Below are 21,172 nucleotides of genomic sequence, written 5' to 3'. Positions count from 1 at the left end.
TGTGGCAGACTGGGATCGCGACTTGTGATCCTCATGTCAGCGCTCTGAGCTGCGGGAACACGGCGACGGGAGCCCTGGGGAATTACGCGGTCCCATCTCGTACGTGGTGGGGCGGGGACGAGCTCCGCCCGCCACGATCACATCGCTATGCCTGAGCCCATTTGCAGCGAAGCCATCGACAACCGCGTCGAGAAGCTGGGCAAGGCGTGCGCCCTCTCCTCGAACCTTGACCTTGTCGATCTGCTTGATGCGTGGCAGCAGGTCGAAACCGGTCGTGCCGTACCCTACCGCTGCTCTGGGCCGATACCGCTCGCACTCCCCGCCTGCACGATATGGAGACCGGTCATCCGGCTGCGGCGGTCGATGACGGGAATCGGGAGGCGGTCGCCTCAGCCGATCGGCGCTACTGGCGCTCGCCTCGGCAGGGCGGCGGTAACCACCAGCGCGAGATGGACATGCTGATCGGCGCGATCCGAACCGCGGCATGCTAGTCGCCCCGCTGCCCGCCCTCTGACCACTGCTGATCGCCGATCTCGGGATCACCTCGCCGCTGCTGATCGGCCTACCCGTGCAGGTCGCCTCTGTGCGGCGCTCGCCGTCGCAGTCCAGTTGCTGCTGCAGCGCTCCGACGCCGGCTACCGCATCGGAGCGCTCTCCTACGACCCGCCGGGTGCCTGCCGGCAGGTCAGGCTTCCGCACGGTGCCTGTCGTAGAGCAGGCAGATGGCACCCGACTCCGTCGTGGACAGGTCGGTGAGCGACCACGACGTGGGGGGCAGGCCGTCCTCGAAGAGGCGGACACCGCCGCCGACGAGCTCGGGGCAGAGGGTGATGCTGAGCCGGTCGAGTTCGCCCGCGTCGAGCAGGGCCTTGATGACGCTGCCGCTCGCGAGCACGATGATGTCGCCGCCGGGCGACTGACGCAGCCGCCTGACCACGTCGGCGGGGCCGGCGTCGGCGATGCGGGAGTTCTCCCACGGCGCGTCCGTCAGCGTCGAGGAGAAGACGATCTTCTCGACCGAGTCGAGCCACTGCGCGAACGTCCTGTCCCGGGGGTCGGCGTCCTCGGCCTTCGCGACCATCGGCCAGAAGCTGCCGAAGCCCTCGTAGTTCTTCCGGCCGAGCAGAGCCGTGGTGGCGGTGGCCGTCACGCGCACCATGTGCTCGCGGGCCGCGTCCGTGAGGGCGTGGGGGACGATCCAGCCCATGTCCGCGTCGCCGCCGACGCCGTTGGTGCGGCCGTCGAGCGAGAGCGAGATGTTGGCGACGACCCTGCGGCCACGGCCGTCGGTGTGCTGCGTCATGTTCGTTTCTCCTGCTGGTGGTGGTGCCCTTGCGGCACCGTCTGCGACGATCCTGTCGCTGTCTCCGGCGGAGAACATCTGCCACCTGACAGAGATGGGGCTGGCTGAGGGGGGTGAAGTGGATCTGGCATCCTTCTTCCCACAATGTATGCCGTTCATCATTTACCTCCGGAGTTGTCGTCGTTCGTCGGCCGGGCCGCGGAGCTCGCCGCGGTCGGCGAGGCGGTGACGGCCGGGCGTGTCCTGACCCTGGCCGGTCCCGGGGGGTGCGGAAAGACCAGGCTGGCGATCCGCGCCTGCCGCGCGGTCGCGGACGACTGGCCGGACGGAGTGTTCTGGGTCGGCCTGGAGCAGGAGGCCGACGAGCGCAACGTCGCCCACCGGGTGGCGGAGGCGCTGGACGTCCTCCTGCCCGCCGGGCCGGACCCGCTCCCCGTGCTCACAGGTGCGCTGCGGGAGCGCAGGCTGCTCATCGTGCTGGACAACTGCGAGCACGTGCTGGACGGTGCGGCACGCGTCATCACGGCGGTGCTGTCGCAGTGCCCGGGCATCGCCGTACTGGCCACCAGCCGGTCCAGGCTGGGCGTCGCGGGCGAGCGGATGTGGCCCGTGCCGCCGATGGCCCTGTCAGACGCGCTGGAGCTGTTCCTGCGGCGGGTCGGCGCCGGAGCACCGGACGTCGCCGCCGGCGGCGACGTGCGAGTCGAGGCGCGGCGGGTCTGCGACCGGCTCGACCGGCTGCCGCTCGCGCTGGAGCTGGCGGCGGGCTGGGCGGGCACGCTGTCCCTGGCGCAGATCGCCGACGCGCTGAGCACGCCGTTCGCCCTGCTGGACGGTGGTGTGCGGACGGCGTCGTTCCGGCAGCAGACCCTCGAAGCGTCGATGCGGTGGAGCCACGACCTGCTCGACGACGACGAGCGGGCGCTGTTCCGGCGGCTGGGGGTGTTCGCGCCCGGCTTCGACGCGGACGCCGTGACCTGCCTGGGCGCGCTCGACGGGACCGGCCGCGGGCGCCTCCTCAAGGCGTTGCGGGGGTTGGTCGACAAGTCGCTGGTCGTGGCCGACGCCACGGGCTCGGTGGCGCGTTACCGGATGCTCGGCGTCGTCCGGGCGTACGCGCTGGACCGCCTCGAAGAGGCGCAGGAGCCGGAGGCCGTCCGCGACCTGCACCTCGACCTCTACCTGTCCTTGACCGGGCGGCTGGCGCCGCTGCTGGAGACCGACAGGGACGCCTGGCGGGCGCAGGTCGGGGCGGCCTACCCCAACGTCCGCGCGGCGATCGAGTGGGGCCTGTCGCGCGACGACGCGACGCGGGGGCGGCGGCTGGCCGCGGCGTGCGCGTGGCTGTGGCACCTCGAAGGACGGGGCGCCGAGGGCGTGCGGCTGCTCCGGCTGGCGGTTGAGCGCGGCTCGGGCGAGCGGACCCCGCTGCAGGCGGAGGTCCTGGCCGCGCTCGCACTCGTGACCGACACGGCAGAACCGGGCATCGAGGCGTACGAGCTGGCGCGGGCGGCGCGGGACCTGGCCGCCGAGGCCGGCGCGCCCGCGGCGGGACGGCTGAGCCGGTCGCTCGTCGCCCTCGGGCAGCTCGCCGTGGGCCTGGAGGCGGCGATGGAGGAGGCCCGGGCGTCCATGGACGACGCCGTGCGGGCCGGCGACGGGTTCGTCGCGGACGCCTCGGAGGCGTTCATCGGACTGATCCACGTGCTCGCCGACGAGTACCGCGACGGGATCGACCGCCTCGAACACGCCCTGGACGGGCTGCGGAGGCGCGGTGACCACGGCATGGCGTCCTTCGCCCTCTGCTGGCTGGCGCTGGCCGCCGCCCGGTCGGGCGCGGTGCGGCGGGCGGGCGGCCTGGCCGAGCGGGCCGTGGCCACGGCGGAACCGCTGGGCAGCATCCACTGGATCGGCACCGCCCGGGGCGTCCTGGCCGAGATCCGCGTGCTCCAGGGTCGTCCGGACGAGGCCGCCGCCGCGCTGGAGCCCGTCGAGCGCGTGGTCGCCGCGGCCGGCGAGCTGCCGTTCATCACCGGATGGGAGCGGGTCAAGGCCGTACTGGCGCTCCAGCGGGGCCATCCGCGGGAGGCGGCCGCGTGGTGCCGCCGGGAGGGGCGGTGGCAGGCCGAGCCGAGCGAGGAGTGGCTCGCGCCCGAGACCCGCCTGGTGCTGGCGGCCGCGCTGCGGGAGGCGGGCGATCGCGCGGACGCGGAGCGGGTGCTCCACGCCCTCTCCGGCGCGGTGGCGACCCGGGAGATGCCGCGCATCCGAGCGGGGGTGCTGGACGAGCTGGCGCTGCTGGTCCACCCGACCGACACCGACGGCGCGCTGCGTCTGCACCACGAGGCTCTGCGGATCCGGATCGACCACGACCTCGTCCTGGGACTCGTCGCCAGCCTGGAGTCGCTGGCGCTGCTGAGCCTGCGGCGCGGCGCGGCGCGGACGAGCCGGCCGGCATCCTCGCGGGCGCCGCGGAGCGCGCCCGTTCCGATCTCGGGATCGCGCCGCATCCGGCTCTGCGCGTTCCCGGCGAGGATCTGTGGGCGCGGCTGGAGGAACCGGTCCTGCGCGCGGCCGTCGAGCGCGGACGCACCATGGACCTGCGGGCGGCGGCCGCCTACGCCGCCCGCGCACGCGGGCCGCGCCGCCGCCCCGAGTCGGGCTGGGAGAGCCTGACCCCGGCCGAACGATCGGTCGCCGAGTACGCCGCGCAGGGGCTGTCCAACCCCGAGATCGCCACCCGCCTCTTCGTCAGCCGCGGCACCGTCAAGACCCACCTGGCGCACATCTACGCCAAGCTTCACGTCGCCAACCGCACCGAGCTCGCCGGCCTGGCCGCCGAGCGGCTCGGCCGTCACGACCCGGCGACCTAGGCGGGGGCCGCCGAAGCGCGCGCATGCATGACCAGGGGCGTGGGCGGCCTGGGCTGTCGTCTCCAGCCGGAGGTGGCGGCCCACATCATCCCGGAGCCGGAGCGCCCTGCCGGAGGAATGAAAGGGGTTCGCTGTGCGCGTGTTGAGGCCACTTGCGGACTGGTTCTGGCGAGTGGATGCGTCATCGGGCGGCGATGCTGAGCCGCATCGAGGTCGGCGGTTCTCTGCGGCCCATCCTGTGCGCCTTGGGCTGATCGCCGGCTCTGCTGTCGGCGGTTACGCGGCGCGCCGCCGCTTCGCGAGGAGGTTGTCCGTCCGCAGCGGACGATGAAGGGAAAGGAGAGACCGACTCCTTTCCACTCTCAACGTATAGCGCACCGGGGGGCTTGCGGCAAGACCCGGGTCGTGCCGCAGAATCGTCGGCCGAGGGCCAGAACCTGCGGAAATGGGGGACGCGAAGTGCGTGTGTTGTTGTCGACGTATGGGTCACGCGGGGACGTCGAACCGCTGGCGGGGCTCGCGGTGCGGTTGCGGGAACTCGGCGCGGAGGTGCGGGTGTGCGCGCCTCCGGACGAGGAGTTCGCGCAGCGGCTGGCCGGTGTCGACATGCCGATGGTGCCCTTCGGCCATTCGGCGCGCGCGCTGACGACCGCAGCGCGACCACCGTCGGCGGCGGACCTGCCCCGGCGCGCGGCCGAGCTGATCGCCAGCCAGTTCGACGCGGTCACCGCGGCGGCCGAGGGATGTGACGCGCTGGTGGCGACCGGCGTGATGTCGGCCGCGGCCGGTGCGCGGTCGGTGGCCGAGAAACTGGGCATCCACTACGTGCACGCGACCTTCCAGCAGCTCACCCTGCCGTCGCCGCACCACCCGCCGCTGGCGTATCCGGGCCGGCCGCTCCCGCCGGACGTGACCGACAACCGGGTGCTGTGGGACCTGGACGCCCAGAACATCAATGCGCTGTTCGGTGAGTCGCTCAACATCAACCGGGCGTCGATCGGCCTGCCCCCGGTGGACGATGTTCGCGACTACGTCATCGGCGACCGGCCGTTGCTGGCGACGGACCCGATCCTGGACCCGTGGCAGGAGACGCCGGGCCTCGGCGTCGTACAGACTGGCGCGTGGATCCTGCCCGACGTTCGCGCGCTCCCGGCCGAGTTGGTGGCGTTCCTGGACGCCGGCACGCCACCTGTGTACGTGGGCTTCGGCAGCATGCCCATGCGCGCCTCGACGGACGCGGCCCAGGTGGCCATCGAGGCGATCCGCGCGCAGGGCCGCCGCGCGCTCGTCGCCCGCGGCTGGGCCGACCTCGCCCTGATCGACGACCGGGACGACTGCTTCGCCGTCGGTGAGGTCAACCATCAGGCACTGTTCGGCCGGGTGGCCGCCGTCGTGCACCACGGCGGCGCGGGCACGACGACGACGGCCGCCCGGGCCGGCGCGCCTCAGGTGGTGGTACCCCAGGCGGCGGACCAGCCATACTGGGCCGGTCGGGTGGCCGAGTTGGGCATCGGCGCGGCACACGACGGTCCCACTCCGACCACCGAGTCCCTGTCAGCCGCGCTCAGGACGACCCTGACCCCCGAGACCCGCGCACGAGCGACCGCCGTGGCCGGCACGATCCGCACCGACGGGACGACGGTGGCCGCGAAATTGCTGCTCGACGCGGTCAGCCGAGAAAGGCCGCCAGTGTCCGCGTGAACCATACGCGCAATGGTTGCAAGCGACCTCAGATCGGAGCTAATCACGTGAACCCGCTGACTACCAGCGCGTTTGACCTTCCCGACCACCTCTCCCCCAAGGCCGACCCGACGCTGATCGCCGGCGATGAGCGGCACTTCGCGGCCATCGCGGAGAGCCTCGAGCAGTCGATCGCCGACCTGTCAGACCGCCTCGATGCCGCGCGCAAGGCGCCCGGTGGCAAAGGCCGGCAGGCGATGGACCGCGACTTGGAGATCCACCGGCTGACCTCTCGCCTGCGCGCACTGCGTCGCTTCGGTTTGGACCTGTGCCTCGGACACATGGTCGGCGCAGACGACCCCGAGCCCGTGTACGTCGGACGACTTGGCCTCACGGACAGCGCGGGTCGCCGGCTGCTGCTCGACTGGCGCTCCCCCGCGGCTGAGCCGTTCTTCGGAGCCACCCACGCCAACCCGATGGGTCTGGCAAGCCGCCGCAGGTATCGCTGGACCCGCGGCCGGATCAGCGACTACTGGGACGAGGTGTTCACCGCGGACGGGTTTGAAGGGCACGCCGCGCTCGACGACCAGTCCGCCTTCATCGCCAGCCTGGGCAGCAACCGGTCGGCACGGATGCGAGACGTGCTCGGCACCATCCAGGCCGACCAGGACGCCATCATCCGCGCCGGATCCCGCGGCGCTCTCGTCGTCGACGGCGGTCCGGGTACGGGGAAGACCGTCGTCGCTCTGCACCGCTCCGCCTACCTCCTCTACTCCGACCCTCGCCTCGGTCACCGCCGGGGCGGCGTGCTGTTCGTCGGTCCGCACCAGCCCTACCTGGCCTACGTCGCCGACGTCCTCCCCAGCCTCGGAGAGGAGGGCGTGCAGACCTGCACCCTGCGGGACCTCGTCGCCGAGGGATCCGCAGCAGCGATCGAGACCGACCCGGACGTGGCCCTCCTGAAGTCGTCCGCGAACCTGGTGAAGGCGATCGAGCCGGCCGCCAGGTTCTACGAGAACCCGCCCACCAAGGGGATGACGGTCACGACCCCTTGGTCCGACATCTGGCTGAGCGCCGACGATTGGGCCGAGGCGTTCGAAGCACCAGAACCCGGTACTCCGCACAACGAGGCGCGCGACCAGATCTGGGAGGAGTTGCTCACGATCCTGGTGGACAAGCACGACGGCGACGCCTCGGCTGACCTGCTCCGCAAGTCGCTGCTGCAGAACAGGGAGCTGCTCACGACCTTCAACCGCGCGTGGCCGCTGATCGAAGCGGCTGACCTCGTCGGAGACCTGTGGTCGGTACCCGCCTACCTGCGGTTGTGCGCTCCCTGGCTCAGCCCCGACGACATTCGGAAGCTGCAGCGCGAGGACGCCCAGGCCTGGACGGTGTCCGACCTGCCGCTCCTGGACGCGGCACGGCAGCGGCTCGGCGACCCGGAGGCGGCACGACGCAAGCGTCGGCACAACGCCGCTGTCGCCGCCGAACGCGAGCGCATGGCCACGGTCGTCGACAACCTGCTCGAGGCCGATGACGACGGTGAAGGTGTGGTGACGATGCTGCACGGACAGGACATACGGGACGCCCTGGTCGACGAGACCGCATCGCCCAGCACCGAACCGGACCTGCTCGCCGGCCCGTTCGCGCACATCGTCGTGGACGAGGCTCAGGAACTGACCGACGCAGAGTGGCAGATGTTGCTGCTCCGCTGCCCGTCCCGGAGCTTCACCATCGTCGGGGATCGCGCCCAGGCCAGGCACGGGTTCACGGAGTCGTGGCAGGAACGGCTCGAGCGGATCGGGCTCGACCGGATCAACCTGGCCTCCCTGAGCATCAACTACCGGACGCCGGAGGAAATCATGGCGGAAGCCGAGCCGGTCATCCGGGCCGTGCTCCCGGACGCCAACGTGCCGACCTCCATCCGCAGCAGCGGTGTCCCCGTCGTACACGGATCCGCTGCGGATCTAGGCTCGACCCTCGACACCTGGCTCGCCACGCATGCCGACGGGATCGCCTGCGTCATCGGCGATCCCACGTTCCGGGGGACGTCCCGCGTCCGGTCGCTGACCCCGGAACTGTCGAAGGGGCTCGAGTTCGACCTGGTCGTCCTCATCGACCCAGAGGGGTTCGGCAAGGGCATCGAAGGAGCGGTCGACCGCTATGTCGCCATGACGCGAGCGACCCAGCAACTCGTCATCCTCACGAGCTCCTGACGCTGCTCCCGGCCGAGTTGGTGGCGTTCCTGGACGCCGGCACGCCACCGGTGTACGTGGGCTTCGGCAGCAGCTCCCCAAGGGGTCAGTCGGGTAGGCGGCGGAGGAAGTCGCGGACCAGGCCCGCGATCTGGGCGCCGCGGGTCTCCAGGGCGAAGTGGCCGGCGTCCAGCAACTGGATGTGGGCGTCCTTCACGTCACGGGCGAAGGCCAGGGCCCCGTCCGGACCGAAGATCTCGTCGTGGCGGCCCCAGACGGCCAGCACCGGCGGTTGGTACGTCCGCAGGTACTCCTGCCAGGCCGGGTACTGCGGCGGGTTGGTGGCGTAGTCGAGGAAGAGCGCGAGCTGGATGGCGTGGCTGCCGGGCCGGTCGAGCACGGCCTGGTCAAGGGCCGCCTTGTCCGGGTTGACCAGTGAGGTGTCGCGCACGCCGTGCGTGTACTGCCAGCGGGTGGCCTCCTTGGTGTAGTAGCCGAGCAGCGCGGTGGTGTTGGCCTCGGAGGGGTCCGCCCAGGCCTTCTTGAACGGCTCCCAGAACGGGGTCAGGCCCTCCTCGTAGGCGTTGCCGTTCTGGGTGACGATCCCGGTGATCCGCTCGGGGTGGCGCAGCGCCAGGCGGAAGCCGACGGGGGCGCCGTAGTCGTGTACGTAGATCGCGTACTTGGTCACGCCGAGCGTGTCCAGCAGCCGGTCAACGACGTCGGTGAGGCGGTCGAAGGTGTAGTCCCACTCCTCGGCGGCCGGGGCGGAGCTGTGGCCGAAGCCCGGGTAGTCGGGCGCGATCACGTGGAACTCGTCGGACAGTTCCCTCATCAGCTCCTGGTACGCCACGGACGAGGTGGGAAAGCCGTGCAGCAGGACCAGCGTGGGGGCGGCCGGATCGCCGGCCTCGCGGTAGAAGATGTCGAGGTCGTCGATCACCGCGGTGTGGTAGCGCATGTTCATAACCAGCTCCCTAACCGGTAAAAGTTCGTTTGATGGTTAAGTGGTAGCATGGCGCTAAATAACCTGTCAAACCATCTTTGGAGGTTAATGTGAGGCTGCGGCCACTGACGGGCGAGCCGGTCGCGCTGGATCTGGTCGACACCGTTTGGGTGGAGCACGGGACGCTGGTCGACCAGTTCGACGATCCCGAAGGGGTGCGCGCCTGGCTCGCCGACCACGGCCTGGACGAGGAAGACGGGCTGGGGCGGGTGCGCGACCGGCTGATGGAGGCCCGCGCCGCGCTGCGGGACGCGCTCGAGGGACGGGGGCCCGACCGGCTCAACGCCGTGCTCGACCACGGCGCCCGGCGGCCCGGGCTGCGCGACGGGGAGCCGTACGAAGTGGTGATCGTGGACGACCCGGCCTGGCGGCCGGCCTGGGTGGCGGCCGCCGACCTCGTACGGCTGATGGGCGAGCGCCCCGAGCGGGTGCGCAAGTGCGCCAACCCGCAGTGCGTGCTGTGGTTCCTGGACGTGAGCAAGAACGCCAGCCGCCGCTGGTGCTCGATGGAGGCGTGCGGGAACCGGGCGAAGGTGGGCCGGTTCAACCAGCGCCACAAGAGCGCCGGCTGACCCGGTGACCCTCGCCGGAAAAACTCGGTGGGCTTCGGAATACCCCATGGGGGTATTCCGCTTTAGGCGGCGTCAGGCCTGCAAGGGCGAGGTGTCCGGGCAGGCGCTCGTCTTCCACGAGGAGACTGCGATGAGAAAGCTGCCATTGGCGATCTGGGCCATGGTCGTCGGAGCGTTCGCGATGGGCGCCGACGAGTTCATCGTCGCCGGTGTCGTCCGCGAGATCGCCCAAGCACTGAACGTCACGATCGGCGCCGTCGGCGCCTTAGAGAGCGTGTACGCCCTCGGCGTCGCGATCGGCGCCCCCGTGTTCACCGCGCTGGGCACCAGGTTCGGCAGGCGGTCGATGCTGCTGACGACCACCGGGGTGTTCCTGCTGGGCAACCTGCTGTCCGCGCTGGGGCCGACGTACGGCACCATCATGGCGGGTCGGGTCGTGTCGGCCATGGCCCACGGGGCCTTCCTGGGCATCGCCGCCGTGTACGCCGCCGAGCTGGTCGAGCCCTCGCGCAAGGGACGTGCCGTGGCCATCGTGTTCTCCGGCCTCACGGCCTCCACGATCCTCGGCGCGCCGATCGGGGCCGCGGTCGGGCAGGCACTCGGCTGGCGGTTCACGTTCTGGACCCTCGTGGTCTTCGGCGGGGTGGCGCTCCTGGGCCTGCTGGCCTCCCTCAGCCGCACCGCGCCGCACGCCCACCACGACCACGCCTCCGGCCACGATGCCCAGCCCACCGCGGGCCACGCTCACGGCCACGACGCCCAGCCCGCCACCGGTCACGGCGCCCAGCCCGGCGCCGAGTTCGAAGGGCTCGACGCCCACGCCCTGGCCCACCTGGGCGGCGCCGGACAGGGGCCGACCATGCGGGAGCAACTGGCTGCATTGCGCCGCCCGGCCGTCTGGGGCGCGCTGCTGACCACGATGCTCGGCTACGGAGGGGTCTTCACCAGCTATGTCTACCTCGCTCCGCAGATCACCGAGGTGGCCGGGTTCGAGGCGGGCTGGGTCACCCCGCTGCTCCTGCTCTTCGGGATCGGCCTGTTCGCCGGCAACCACCTTGGTGGCAAGCTCGCCGACAGGGCCACCATGCCCGCCGTGATCGGCACCCTTGCCGTGCTGGCGATCGCGTTGTTCGCGATGACCGTGGCCATCCAGAACAAGCCCGCCACCGTCGTCATGATGCTCGTCTTCGGCACCGCGGCCTTCGCCGTGGTCGCTCCCCTGCAACTGCGCGTGATGACCGCCGCCGGGCACGCCCCGGACGTGGCCTCGGCCGCCAACATCTCCGCCTTCACCCTGGGCAGCGCCATCGGCATCACCCTCGGCGGCGCGGCCATCGACGGCGGCCTCGGACTGACGTCGGTCAACTGGGTCGGCGGCCTGCTCAGCACCGCTGGGCTGGCGACCGCCCTGACCACATGGGCGCTGCTGGACCGCGGCCGGCCCACCCGGCCGCACCACCATGACTCTGCCCCGGCCACGTCTCACCACCACCACTGAGCGAACGACCGACCGACCTCCCCGGCGCACCCGGCGTACGGGGAGGTCGGCCGTTCTCCCCCACCCCGTCGAACGGCGATCAGGCGGCTATTCCAAGCGGCTCCCCCGCAGGCCCCGGTCCTCCTCCCCGCGATCACCGAGCGGCGTCATTGCGGTCCCGAGTGGGCCTTTCTCAGTGCGGTCAGGAAGGTGTCGGCGGACTGCGCGCCGGAGACGCCGTAGGTGCGGTTGAGCATGAAGAACGGGACGCCGGTTATGCCGAACCGCCGTGCCTCGCGGATGTCGGCGTCCACTTCGCCGGCGTACTTGGTGCCCCGCAGGACCTGACCGGCCTCGTCCTCGGGCACACCGACCTCGCCGCCGAGCCGGACCAAGGTGTCGAGATCGTCGACGACCTCACCCTCGACCAGGTGGGCCTTGAGCAGCCGCTCATGCATCTCGCCGCCGAGACCCTGCTGGGCGGCGAGGTGGGTGAGCCGGTGGGCATCCAGCGTGTTGACCGACACCGCGCGATCCAGCGCGTACGCCAGTCCTTCCGCGGCGGCGAGGTCGGTGACCTGCTGGGTCATCTGCCGTACCTGGGCATGGGGGGCGCCGATCTTCTTGGCAAGAGTGTCGAAGACTGGCTCGTGGTGTCCCTTCGGGTGCGATGGGTCGAACTGGAAGCCGTGCCAGTGCATCTCGACCTCATCGGCATGCTCGAAGCGCCCAAGTGCCGTCTCCAGTCGTCGCTTGCCGATGTAGCACCACGGGCAGACGACGTCGGACCAGATGTCGATGCGCAACGTGCTCACAGGACGCACACTCCGTCCTCGCATACGGGCGCGGTGTCCGAGCCCAAGGCGACCAGGCGTGAGGGGCCGACGGGGTCCGCCGCGGTGTCCGGTGTGTCGGGAGCGGGCTCAAGGGCGGCCGCTGATCTGTCGTCGCGGGTGGGGAGAGCAGGCATGATCACTCCAATCAGGCGTTTCGGGTGCGCAAACGTGTGGCCAGTGGTCAGGCGGCGGCGCCGGCCTGCGGGGTCAGCGAGGCGGGGTGGACCTGCTCGACGCGGTCGCGCCGGGTGTACATGTCCCAGTAGTGCTCGGCGGACATCACCGGGCCCACGCCGCTGAGGTAAGGGATCGGCTGCAGCGCGGAGTAGCCGTGGGTGAGCAGGACGGCGCCGTCGCCGCGCTCGGTCATCTCCGGCAGCACCGCGCGGACCGCCTCCACCGAAGTGAGCAGCAACAGCTGGGACAGCCTTTGGACATGAGGACTGCTCCTTCCCGCGGAGCATCTTGACCGGTGGGTCAATACAAGCGGACGGCCGCCGCCGAGCTCTTCCGCGAACGCGGCTTCCAGGCTTCGCTGAAGGAGATCGCCCGCCGAGCCGGCGTGAGCCACGGCACTCTCTACAACCTTTTCGGCACCCGCGAGGCGCTCATCGACGAGGTGGTGGCCGACCTGGCGGCAGAGCGCCTCGACGAGGCCGCCGAGCAGGCTCTGGCCCGCGATGACGCCTGGGAGGGGTTCGCGTACTACATCGAGAAGGTGTGCGAGTTGCAGGCCACCGACCCGGCGGTCAGCGATGTGGTCACCGGTCGCTACCCGGGCGCCGAACGCCTGATGGCCGTCTGCGGCCGTGCCCAGGCCGCCGCCGCGCGCATCATCGAACGCGCCCAGCAGGCCGGCGCCCTACGCCCGGACTTCACCCGCGAGGACCTGCTGTTCATCTTCGGCACCAACGCCCTGCTGGCCCGCGCCGCCGCAAATGCCGCCCCCGGCGCCTGGCGCCGCGGCGTCGCCTTCATGCTGGATGGCCTGCGCACCGAAGCCGCCCACCCACTCCCCGTCGGCCCACTGACCCCACAGCAGGTCTACCAGGCGCTGAGCGGCCTCACCGCCACGCCGTAACGGGTCCGCCGACAGGTAGTGCTGGTCCACATGACTCAGCCCACGTGAGGTTTTCTGGCCGAGCTGCTGATGTCCGAGTGCGATTACCGCGCCAGCGGAGCGCGGACGAACGATCTCGATGCGGGACAATCAGCGATGATCGTCATAGCGTCGAGGAAGCGTGGTGAGGGTGACATCGGAGGCCTTGTCGCCTCGGACGCGGTCGGGGTGAGTACGTCTTCTGATTTTTTCTTGCGGTGGTGTCGAATGGCGTCGAGCGCGTTCGTAGCCAAGGTGAGAGGCCGGCTACGGGCCGGTCGCCACTCACCGGAGGTGCACGATGTCCGTTACCACCACCGTCGCCACCACTGCTCCCGCGAAGCCACTGATCACCGGTGGGCTGACCGTCGCGGTCGTTGCCGGCGCGGCGACCGCGGCTGTTGCCGCGGCGGGTGAGTTCACCGGGATCGGCCTGGCTGTCGGCGACGCGCCGATCCCGGTGTCCGGGTTTGCCGTGCTGACCGTCATCTTCTCCGTGGTGGGCCTGGTGCTGGCCTTGGTACTGGCCCGCTGGGCTCGCCGGCCGCGCACGGCGTTCGTCCGCACCACGATTGTGCTCACCGTGTTGTCGCTGGTACCGGATGTGCTCGCGGACGCGCCGCTGGCCACGAGGGTGCTGCTGATGCTGACGCACGTGGTCGCCGCCGCGATCGTGATCCCGGCCATCGCCCGCCGCCTGTCCGCCTGATCCTTCCAGAGAGTTCGCAAGGAGTTCGTCATGAAGCAGTACCTGCTCGCTGTCCAGTTCGACGAGGGCGCGCCGTGGCCGTCCGAAGGGGAATTGCAGGAGCAGCAGGCCCGGACGGCCAAGGTCACCGCTGACATGCAGGCCGCCGGTTCGTGGGTGTTCGTCGGCGGCCTGCTGCCTTCGCACGCCACCACCGTCGTCCGCCCCGGCAACGGCACGACCACGATGACCGACGGCCCGTTCGCCGAGACCAAGGAGCAGCTCGGCGGATTCTGGGTGATCCAGTGCGACGACCTGGACCAGGCGCTGGCCTGGGCTCGGAAGTGCGCGCTGGCCTGCGGCTGCCCGATCGAAGTGCGCCCGTTCGAAGACGCGCAGTGGACATGAGCACGGATGGATCTGGACAGCTGGATCTGGACGGCGTCTACCGGGCCGAGTACGGCCGGTGCGTGGCCACGCTGACACGCCTGCTCGGTGACATCGGGCTCGCCGAGGAGGCCGTGCAGGACGCCTTCGCGGTGGCCGTCCAGAAGTGGGACGAGCCGCCGCCCAATCCCGGCGCGTGGATCGTGACCACCGCCCGCAACCGCGCGATCGACCGGCTGCGCCGGGAATCCACCCGCGAGGCCCGCCACGCGCAGGCGCTGCTGCTGCACCAACCCGACGAGCCGAAGGAGGTGGGGCCGGTGCGCGACGACCAGCTTCGTATGATCTTCACCTGCTGCCACCCGGCGCTGTCGCCGCTCGCGCAGACCGCGCTCACCCTGCGCCTGCTCGGCGGGCTGGAGGTGGCGGAGATCGCGCGGGCCTACCTGATGCCGGAGGCGACCGTCGCCCAGCGGATCGTCCGCGCGAAGAAGAAGATCCGCGACGCCGGCATCCCCTACCGGGTGCCCGACGCCGCCGAACTCCCCGATCGGCTGACATCGGTACTCACCGTGCTCTACCTGGTCTTCAACGAGGGATACACTTCCACGTCCGGAAAGCTACTGCGGACGGACCTGTGCCTGGAGGCGGTCCGCCTGGCCAGGGCGCTCGCCGAGCTGATGCCCGGCGAGCCGGAGGTGATCGGGCTGCTGGCGCTGCTCCTGCTCACCGAAGCCCGCCGCCCCGCGCGAGTGGGACCCTCAGGCGAACTGGTGGTCCTCACCGAACAGGACCGGTCCCTATGGAACCAGGAACTGATCGCCGAAGGACATCAGCTGGTACGCCGCTGCCTGCGCCGTAACCAGCCGGGACCGTACCAGCTGCAGGCCGCGATCAACGCCGTGCACACCGACGGACCGGCCACCGACTGGACGCAGGTGCTGGCCCTGTACGACCAGCTGCTGCAGCACACCCCGACCCCGATCGTGACACTCAACCGCGCGGTCGCCGTCGCCGAGGTACACGGACCGGCACCGGCGCTGGCCACCATCGATGAACTGGACCTTCCGGGCTACCACCTGCTGCCCGCCACCCGCGCCGACCTGCTGGCCCGCCTGGGCCGCACCGCCGATGCCGTCGCCGCCTACGACGAGGCCATCACCCTGGCCACCAACGACACCGAACGAACCTTCCTGCAGACGCGACGAGCGCGTCTAGGGCGGGAGGCCCGAGATGACAAGGAGCGATGAGATGACAAGGAGCGCGCACACCGTGGACCAGGAGAACGTGAGCGCCACTCTGACTGTCGCCGCGCCCGCAGCGAAGGTGTTCGCGATGCTGGCCGATCCGACGACCCATGCTGCGATCGATGGCACCGGCTGGGTTGAGGAAGCCGTTGACCAGGTGCCGTTGACCGAGGTGGGGCAGATTTTCCGGATGGGCATGCATCACGACGGCCATCCAAACGGTGACTACCAGACGGCCAACAAGGTCCACGTGCTCGAGGCGCCGCGCGCCATCGGCTGGTTCACGGGGTATGACAAGGGTGACGGTCTCCTGGAGTTCGGCGGCTGGTTCTGGCGTTACGACCTGGCGCCGCTCGGTCCGTCCGAGACCGAGGTCACGCTCACCTACGACTGGTCGGCGGTGCCGCAGTCCATCCGGGAGTACCTCCACTTCCCGCCATTCGGCCCTGAGCATCTCATCGACTCGCTGCGCCACCTGGCCGAGCTTGTCTCCGGTAGGTGATGTCGTCGACCACGATGACCATCAGTACAACATCGTGCCTCCCCGTGGTTTCCAGCCTGTATCCACACACCCGATCAACCGCATTCGAGGAGAGCATCATGACCGCTACCTACACCTTCGACGTCTTCACCACCCTCGACGGCTTCGGCGCCAACCGCGGGAACTGGGGCGGCTACTGGGGCAAGCAAGGCCCCGAGCTGCTCGAGCACCGCCTCGCCTTGTACGACCAGGAGCTGCGGATGGTCTTCGGGGCCACCACGTATCGGGCGCACGCGCAGATGCTGGCCTCGGGCACCGAGGCCGAGGCCCGTGACCCATGGGTCACCCGGATGAGGGATCTGCCGGCAACGGTGGTGTCGAGCACACTGGAAGGACCCCTCGACTGGCCGGACGCGACCGTCGTGAGCGGTGATGCCGTCGATGTCGTCGCCCGGCTCAAGGAGGAGTCCGAGGTGCCGTTGCGCTCGCACGGCAGCCTGTCGATGAACCGGGCGCTGATGGCCGCCGGCCTGGTCGACCTCGTCCAGGTGACGCTCTTCCCGGTGATCACCGGTCAGACCGGAGTGGACCCGGTTTTCCAGGGTGGGGCCGACTTCGACCTCGAGCTGATCGAGAGCCGGACGTTCGACGGCCACACCCAAGAGCTCATCTACCGGCCCACCCTGCATGTCTGAGTCCGTCCGTGCACCTCCACCCTGTCAAGCTTGCGCACGACTTTCTTCCTAGTTGGCCATCTGGCGTCGAACCTTCCCGCCCACAGGGCCGGCCGCAAGACTCTCAAATGCCTGGATCAACCACTGTGATCCGTGCCATCACCGCCGCCACCAGGGCCAGCGGACGGGTCGGCCGTATTCTTGCAGGCCCGGGCGTTCGCTCATCCGCCGCGTGGCCGCCGTCGGCCCTGGACGTGTTCAGCGGTCCGTAGCACATACGGTGGGCGCAGCGCGCGCACCCCTGCCAGAGCCAGCACCATCATCGTGGCCGTGGCCGCCGAGGCGATCGCGAAGCCGCCGTACGCCCCGACCGCGTCCACCGCCCACCCGGAGGCCGCCGCCGAGCCGGCCGAGCCCGCCGCGCTCGCCGAGTTCAGCCACGTGAACGCCTGGGTGAGCGCGTACCGGTGCACGGCCGCCTCCGTGAGCACCGTCGCGACCACCAGGATCGGCGGGATCATCGTGCCGGTCAGCGCGATCGCCACTCCTAGCCCCGGCAGCGAGTCGGCCATGGGCAGCAGCAGGCAGGCGATCGCCAGCGCGGACGTCCCGAGCGCCAGCTGTGTTCGCGGCGCGGCGCGCCACCGGCGCAGCCCGTACAGCCAGCTGGCCAGCAGGCCACCGCAGCTCGACGCCGCATAGAGCGGAGCGGCGGCGGCAGGGACGCCCTGCTCGATCGCGAAGGCCGTCACCGAGACCTGTATCGCGCCGAAGAACACGCCGATGGCGAGGTTGAGCCCGGCGAGTACGGCGAATCCCGGCCGTAGCAATGACCGGCCCGCCCGACGGCGTTCATCGGCCTCGGACGCCGCCGAAGGCGCGGTGCGGCGCTGCGCGGCGAACGCCAGCCCGCCCCCCACCACCAGGACGGCCGCGAGCACTGAGCCGATTGCCGGCTGCCCGCTCGCCCCGACCGCGCTGACCACGACCGGACCGGCCAGATACGCCAGCCCGTTGGCGAGTGACTCCAGCGCGAAGGCGGCGGGCAGCTCGGCCGACCGGCTGCCGCGTAGCAGGGCCGACCAGCGGGCTGCGGACAGCGCGCCGAGCTGCGGGATCGTCGCGCCGGCCGCCGCCCCGGCCGCCGTCATCAGCCACGCCGGGCTGTCGAGCGCGACCATGGCCAGCAGCGTGGCCACCGCGACGGCGTGGGCGAGCAGCGCGGGCGGCAGCACCCGGGTCTGACCGAAGCGGTCGATCAGCCGGCCGAGCTGCGGCCCGGCCAGGGCCTCGGCGACGGCGAAGGCGCCGGTCACCAGGCCGGCCACGGCGTAGGAGCCGGTCCGGCCGTGTACCAGCCAGACGAGGCCGAGGCTGGTCATCGCAATGCCGACGCGGCCGGCGGCGGCGGTGGAGAAGAAGGCCGCGGCACCAGGAGTGCGCAGCAGGGTGCGGTAGGTCGCCGGAAGCACGGCGCGTCCCTTTCGCCGCCCGGCGGGGCGGACCACCCGAGGTCGTCGGCGTCCGAATGTGCCGACCCGTGGTCATCGCCTGGAACCGTCCAGTACCGGCGCGGAGTGGGGACGCGCGCTCCACGCCGGGCTCCGTCACCGAGCAGAAGTCTCACATTGGTCGCTGTCGGCGTAGAGCTTAGGCGCCTGGTGCGGGCCGGGTCCAGCAGATGGGGTCAGGGCGGCCTGGCCGACGTGCTCACCACCGGTCCCAGTGCAGGACCTCCTTCCGCGGGATGCGGGGAGCGGGCTTGAAGTCGGTGCCGATGGTGAAGGCCAGCGGGATGAACGCCGCCAGCATGACCTCCTCATGCGGCAGGCCGAGCACCTGGGCCAGTTCGCGTTCGAGTGGTCCCTGCGCGGTGGTCCATACCGTGCCCAGACCACGCGCCCGCGCGGCCAGCATGAAGCTCCAGACGGCAGGCAGGATCGATCCCCACGCCCCCGCCTGTACGGCCACCGGGGCGTGGTCCGTCCGCCCTTCCACGCCGGGGATGACGAAGGCGGGCACACGGTGGATGTTGTCGGCCAGGTGACGCAGGCCGTCGAAGACCCGCTCGGTGGAGCCGGAGTGGTAGTTCATGCGCCACGCGTCGCGTTCGGTCAACGGCTGCCCGCTCGCCAAGGGCAGCGCGCGCAGGAAGATGTCGGCCACGGCCCGCCGCTGCTGGGGCTCGGTGACCACCAGGAAATGCCAGCGCTGCCGGTTACGCCCGGTCGGTGCCTGCACGGCCAGGTCTACGCACTCCTCGATCAGCTCGCGCGGCACAGGGCGGGTGAAATCGAGGCGCTTGCGTACGGCGCGGGTGGTGCTCAGCAGTTCGTCGGGGGTGAGATCCAGCGTCATGATGTGTTTCCTCACACAGTGGTCGTGGTCGATACAGCCCGGCGTGCGCGCAGGCCGAAGTACGCGATGAAGGCGCCCAGCAGGGAGAAGCCGCCCGCCACCAGGAAGGCCAGCCGGTAACCGGCCGGCGCGGAGTCGCCGAGGGCCATGACGGCGGCCAACACCGCCACACCGATCCCCGCGCCGATCTGAACGGCCGAGGTGACCAGCCCTGAGGCCAGGCCCTGTTGCTCATCCGGCAGGCCGGCCACGGCGGCGATGTTGAGGCTCGGGAAGGACAGCCCGTTGCCGATGCCGTGGACGACCAGCGCGGGCAGCAGCATCGTGACGTAGTCGCCCGTGGCGCCGGCCCGCAGGAACAGCAGGATGCCCGCGCCTTGGACCAGCATTCCGGCAGCGGCCACCCGCCCCAGGCCCCATCGGCTGATCAGCCTGCCGGCCAAGTTGGCGGTGATGACGATGGCCAGGCCCATCGGGACGATCCCGAGCCCGGTGGCCAGCGCGGTGTAGCCGAGCACCTGCTGCAGATACAGGACGGCCACGAACTGCCAGCCGATCGTCGCACACGCCCAGGCCAGCGCCGCGAGATTGGCGGCACCCACCGTGCCGGACCTGAACACCTCCAGCGGGACGAGCGGCGCGGGCCGCCGGCGCTCGATGACCACGAAGGCGCCCAGCAGCAGCACGGCCACGACACCGGCCGGCCAGTTCCGCTCCGTCAGCGCGAAGACCAGTAGCAGCACGCCGCCCGTGACTGCGACGGCCCCGGCGGCGTCGAACCCCTCCCGCGCCCCGGGCGGCCGAACACCGCGTGGCAGTGCCAGCGGCGCCGCGGCCAGCACGAGCAGGGCGACCGGGACCGGCAGGAAGAACACCAATCGCCAGCTGATCTCGGTCAGCAGGCCAGAGGCGATCAGCCCTGCGGTGTATCCGGTCGCACCGGCCAGCGAGTAGACCCCCAGCGCCCGGTTGCGCTGCGGTCCCTCGGCGAAGGTGGTGGTGATGAGCGACAACGCCGCCGGGGCGGTGAGCGCGGCCGCCAATCCCTTGACCACTCGGGTGACCACCAGCGGCCACCCCGCGGACAGGAGCCCGCCGATCAGGCTCGCCGCCGCGAACACCGCGAGCGACAGCAGGAACACCCGGCGGCGGCCGAACAGGTCGGCGATGCGGCCGCCGAGCAGCAGGAACCCGCCGTAGGCGACCGCGTAGCCGGACATCAGCCACTGCAGGGTGCTCTCCGGCAGCCCCAGATCGCGCCCGATGGCGGGCAGGGCCACGCCCATCAACGACAGGTCCATCGAGTCCAGGAACACCGCGGCGCACAGCACCACCAGGGCCACATGTTGGCGGCCGTCGGTTCGGGTCACGATCATCTCCATCTGTGTACAGACAATTGGTGGACAGATGATCGAGACCGTATGCCAACAAATCATCTGTCGTCAAACAGTCTGAGTAGAGATAAATCCGCGATAGACTGACGACTCACGGAAGAGGAGTGCGATGGCGACGACGACCAGAACGACGGACCGCGGGACGGCCTACTTTCCGCAACTCGCCGCCGAGCGGCTGGACATCGCGCTGTGCCGGGCCTCGGCCGCCGTGGCCCGCGCCGCCGACGCGCACGCCGCCAGGGAAGGGCTCGGAGTCGGGCAACACCTCGTGCTCCAGATGCTCGACGCCGTCGGCCCCTGCTCACAGCAGACGCTCAGCGAAGAACTGCGAATCGACCGCAGCGTCATGGTCGGCATCTGCGACGACCTGGAGCAGGCAGGCCACGTCCACAGGGAGCGCAACCCCCATGACCGCCGCTCCTACGCCGTCACCATCACCGGCTCAGGCCGACAACGCCTCACCACGGCCCAGGCCTCGATCCCTGCCTTCCTTGATGACACCTTCAGCGCTCTCACCGACGACGAACGCGGCCAACTGGGCGCGATCCTCGCCAAACTCCTGCAGGCCAGCGTCAGCGGCCCTCGCTGACCTACGTCTGGCGTCCATGGCTGGATGTGGGCTTGCCAGCGGGCGTTTGATTTGAGCGGATTGCAACTCATGTCCCAGTAGGTGCCTCGCCAGACTGGGGCGACTTCGTCCGTTATGCGTTCGGTGCGGGGATCAGCAGCCCACGCCGGCCGACAGCCACCGACGGCACCGCACCGGCCCCGATCACTCCGGGGCCCTCATCGAACCGACCGCGACGGCCACTGGCGCGCAACTCGGTCAGCGTGGTCCCCTGCCGGCCTTCCCAACCGACGCACTGCCGCTCGTCCCGGCAAATCGGGCAATCAGCTCACGG

General features: G+C 70.7%; 21 protein-coding genes. 13 read left to right on the top strand and 8 right to left on the bottom strand.

Annotated features, from left to right (window positions below; genetic code table 11):
• Positions 1-685: 685 nt before the first annotated feature.
• Positions 686-1,303, bottom strand: a complete 618-nt coding sequence (locus ACTMTI_RS24830; RefSeq protein ID WP_441122901.1) for a dihydrofolate reductase family protein — start codon at positions 1,301-1,303, stop codon at positions 686-688.
• A gap of 174 nt (positions 1,304-1,477) precedes the next feature.
• On the opposite strand from ACTMTI_RS24830, the gene ACTMTI_RS24825 reads away from it, so the two are divergent.
• The 4 genes from ACTMTI_RS24825 (at position 1,478) to helR (ending at position 8,072) form a co-directional block, all read left to right on the top strand.
• A complete protein-coding gene (locus tag ACTMTI_RS24825) occupies positions 1,478-3,979 on the top strand; it encodes an ATP-binding protein (protein ID WP_441122900.1) in 2,502 nt (833 codons plus the stop codon).
• A complete protein-coding gene (locus ACTMTI_RS24820) occupies positions 3,898-4,176 on the top strand; it encodes a response regulator transcription factor (protein WP_441122899.1) in 279 nt (92 codons plus the stop codon). Before ACTMTI_RS24825 ends, ACTMTI_RS24820 begins: the two co-directional genes overlap by 82 nt.
• Positions 4,177-4,635: 459 nt before the next feature.
• Positions 4,636-5,877: a glycosyltransferase gene (locus tag ACTMTI_RS24815; protein WP_441122898.1), complete on the top strand. Its 1,242-nt coding sequence runs from the start codon at positions 4,636-4,638 to the stop codon at positions 5,875-5,877.
• A 47-nt stretch (positions 5,878-5,924) separates the two neighbouring features.
• A complete protein-coding gene (gene helR / locus ACTMTI_RS24810) occupies positions 5,925-8,072 on the top strand; it encodes an RNA polymerase recycling motor ATPase HelR (protein ID WP_441122897.1) in 2,148 nt (715 codons plus the stop codon).
• Positions 8,073-8,157: 85 nt separating this feature from the next.
• Here the strand turns inward: helR and ACTMTI_RS24805 are convergent, their stop codons facing one another.
• On the bottom strand, positions 8,158-9,018 hold the full coding sequence (locus ACTMTI_RS24805; RefSeq protein WP_441122896.1) for an alpha/beta fold hydrolase: 861 nt from the start codon (positions 9,016-9,018) through the stop codon (positions 8,158-8,160).
• Positions 9,019-9,107: 89 nt separating this feature from the next.
• Here ACTMTI_RS24805 and ACTMTI_RS24800 point away from each other — a divergent pair, with 89 nt between their 5' ends.
• Positions 9,108-9,629 (top strand): CGNR zinc finger domain-containing protein, encoded by a 522-nt coding sequence (locus tag ACTMTI_RS24800; RefSeq protein ID WP_441122895.1) that lies wholly within the window; start codon positions 9,108-9,110, stop codon positions 9,627-9,629.
• A 130-nt stretch (positions 9,630-9,759) separates the two neighbouring features.
• A complete protein-coding gene (locus tag ACTMTI_RS24795) occupies positions 9,760-11,127 on the top strand; it encodes an MFS transporter (protein WP_441122894.1) in 1,368 nt (455 codons plus the stop codon).
• A 146-nt stretch (positions 11,128-11,273) separates the two neighbouring features.
• On the opposite strand, the gene ACTMTI_RS24790 is transcribed toward ACTMTI_RS24795, so the two are convergent.
• The 3 genes from ACTMTI_RS24790 to ACTMTI_RS24780 are packed head-to-tail and all read right to left on the bottom strand — an operon-like array spanning position 11,274 to position 12,357.
• Positions 11,274-11,921, bottom strand: coding sequence for a DsbA family oxidoreductase (locus ACTMTI_RS24790; protein ID WP_441122893.1), 648 nt, complete (start codon positions 11,919-11,921; stop codon positions 11,274-11,276).
• Positions 11,918-12,076: a hypothetical protein gene (locus ACTMTI_RS24785; RefSeq protein WP_441122892.1), complete on the bottom strand. Its 159-nt coding sequence runs from the start codon at positions 12,074-12,076 to the stop codon at positions 11,918-11,920. Before ACTMTI_RS24785 ends, ACTMTI_RS24790 begins: the two co-directional genes overlap by 4 nt.
• 47 nt (positions 12,077-12,123) lie before the next feature.
• Positions 12,124-12,357 (bottom strand): hypothetical protein, encoded by a 234-nt coding sequence (locus ACTMTI_RS24780; RefSeq protein WP_441122891.1) that lies wholly within the window; start codon positions 12,355-12,357, stop codon positions 12,124-12,126.
• A gap of 57 nt (positions 12,358-12,414) precedes the next feature.
• Between ACTMTI_RS24780 and ACTMTI_RS24775 the strand changes: the two genes are divergently transcribed.
• The 6 genes from ACTMTI_RS24775 (at position 12,415) to ACTMTI_RS24750 (ending at position 16,539) form a co-directional block, all read left to right on the top strand.
• The gene (locus ACTMTI_RS24775) at positions 12,415-13,023 is read left to right on the top strand and encodes a TetR/AcrR family transcriptional regulator (RefSeq protein ID WP_441122890.1); all 609 of its coding nucleotides are present in this window, start codon (positions 12,415-12,417) and stop codon (positions 13,021-13,023) included.
• A gap of 319 nt (positions 13,024-13,342) precedes the next feature.
• On the top strand, positions 13,343-13,750 hold the full coding sequence (locus ACTMTI_RS24770) for a DUF6069 family protein (RefSeq protein WP_441122889.1): 408 nt from the start codon (positions 13,343-13,345) through the stop codon (positions 13,748-13,750).
• 30 nt (positions 13,751-13,780) lie between these two features.
• Positions 13,781-14,137: a YciI family protein gene (locus tag ACTMTI_RS24765; RefSeq protein WP_441122888.1), complete on the top strand. Its 357-nt coding sequence runs from the start codon at positions 13,781-13,783 to the stop codon at positions 14,135-14,137.
• Positions 14,134-15,366, top strand: a complete 1,233-nt coding sequence (locus ACTMTI_RS24760; protein ID WP_441122887.1) for an RNA polymerase sigma factor — start codon at positions 14,134-14,136, stop codon at positions 15,364-15,366. The genes ACTMTI_RS24765 and ACTMTI_RS24760 overlap by 4 nt, the downstream gene beginning before the upstream one ends.
• Before the next feature lie 22 nt (positions 15,367-15,388).
• A complete protein-coding gene (locus tag ACTMTI_RS24755) occupies positions 15,389-15,865 on the top strand; it encodes a hypothetical protein (protein WP_441122886.1) in 477 nt (158 codons plus the stop codon).
• A 98-nt stretch (positions 15,866-15,963) separates the two neighbouring features.
• A complete protein-coding gene (locus tag ACTMTI_RS24750; RefSeq protein WP_441122885.1) occupies positions 15,964-16,539 on the top strand; it encodes a dihydrofolate reductase family protein in 576 nt (191 codons plus the stop codon).
• Between the two features lie 200 nt (positions 16,540-16,739).
• On the opposite strand, the gene ACTMTI_RS24745 is transcribed toward ACTMTI_RS24750, so the two are convergent.
• The 3 genes from ACTMTI_RS24745 to ACTMTI_RS24735 form a co-directional block, all read right to left on the bottom strand.
• On the bottom strand, positions 16,740-17,990 hold the full coding sequence (locus tag ACTMTI_RS24745; RefSeq protein WP_441122884.1) for an MFS transporter: 1,251 nt from the start codon (positions 17,988-17,990) through the stop codon (positions 16,740-16,742).
• Positions 17,991-18,228: 238 nt separating this feature from the next.
• Positions 18,229-18,876 (bottom strand): nitroreductase family protein, encoded by a 648-nt coding sequence (locus tag ACTMTI_RS24740; protein WP_441122883.1) that lies wholly within the window; start codon positions 18,874-18,876, stop codon positions 18,229-18,231.
• A gap of 11 nt (positions 18,877-18,887) precedes the next feature.
• Positions 18,888-20,246: an MFS transporter gene (locus ACTMTI_RS24735; protein WP_441122882.1), complete on the bottom strand. Its 1,359-nt coding sequence runs from the start codon at positions 20,244-20,246 to the stop codon at positions 18,888-18,890.
• Between the two features lie 133 nt (positions 20,247-20,379).
• Here ACTMTI_RS24735 and ACTMTI_RS24730 point away from each other — a divergent pair, with 133 nt between their 5' ends.
• Positions 20,380-20,859, top strand: coding sequence for a MarR family winged helix-turn-helix transcriptional regulator (locus ACTMTI_RS24730; protein ID WP_441122881.1), 480 nt, complete (start codon positions 20,380-20,382; stop codon positions 20,857-20,859).
• The last annotated feature ends 313 nt before the right edge of the window (positions 20,860-21,172 follow it).

Source organism: Nonomuraea sp. H19, assembly GCF_052068215.1.
GTDB lineage: Bacteria > Actinomycetota > Actinomycetes > Streptosporangiales > Streptosporangiaceae > Nonomuraea.
Note: the sequence above shows the minus strand (reverse complement) of the source record. Positions and strands in the feature narration are given on the sequence as shown.

Coding starts and splice junctions, on each gene's coding strand:
- ACTMTI_RS24830 (WP_441122901.1), bottom strand. CDS start 1,303: ATGACGCAGCACACCGACGGCCGTGGCCGCAGGGTCGTCGCCAACATC.
- ACTMTI_RS24820 (WP_441122899.1), top strand. CDS start 3,898: ATGGACCTGCGGGCGGCGGCCGCCTACGCCGCCCGCGCACGCGGGCCG.
- ACTMTI_RS24805 (WP_441122896.1), bottom strand. CDS start 9,018: ATGAACATGCGCTACCACACCGCGGTGATCGACGACCTCGACATCTTC.
- ACTMTI_RS24795 (WP_441122894.1), top strand. CDS start 9,760: ATGAGAAAGCTGCCATTGGCGATCTGGGCCATGGTCGTCGGAGCGTTC.
- ACTMTI_RS24785 (WP_441122892.1), bottom strand. CDS start 12,076: ATGCCTGCTCTCCCCACCCGCGACGACAGATCAGCGGCCGCCCTTGAG.
- ACTMTI_RS24770 (WP_441122889.1), top strand. CDS start 13,343: ATGTCCGTTACCACCACCGTCGCCACCACTGCTCCCGCGAAGCCACTG.
- ACTMTI_RS24765 (WP_441122888.1), top strand. CDS start 13,781: ATGAAGCAGTACCTGCTCGCTGTCCAGTTCGACGAGGGCGCGCCGTGG.
- ACTMTI_RS24760 (WP_441122887.1), top strand. CDS start 14,134: ATGAGCACGGATGGATCTGGACAGCTGGATCTGGACGGCGTCTACCGG.
- ACTMTI_RS24750 (WP_441122885.1), top strand. CDS start 15,964: ATGACCGCTACCTACACCTTCGACGTCTTCACCACCCTCGACGGCTTC.
- ACTMTI_RS24740 (WP_441122883.1), bottom strand. CDS start 18,876: ATGACGCTGGATCTCACCCCCGACGAACTGCTGAGCACCACCCGCGCC.
- ACTMTI_RS24730 (WP_441122881.1), top strand. CDS start 20,380: ATGGCGACGACGACCAGAACGACGGACCGCGGGACGGCCTACTTTCCG.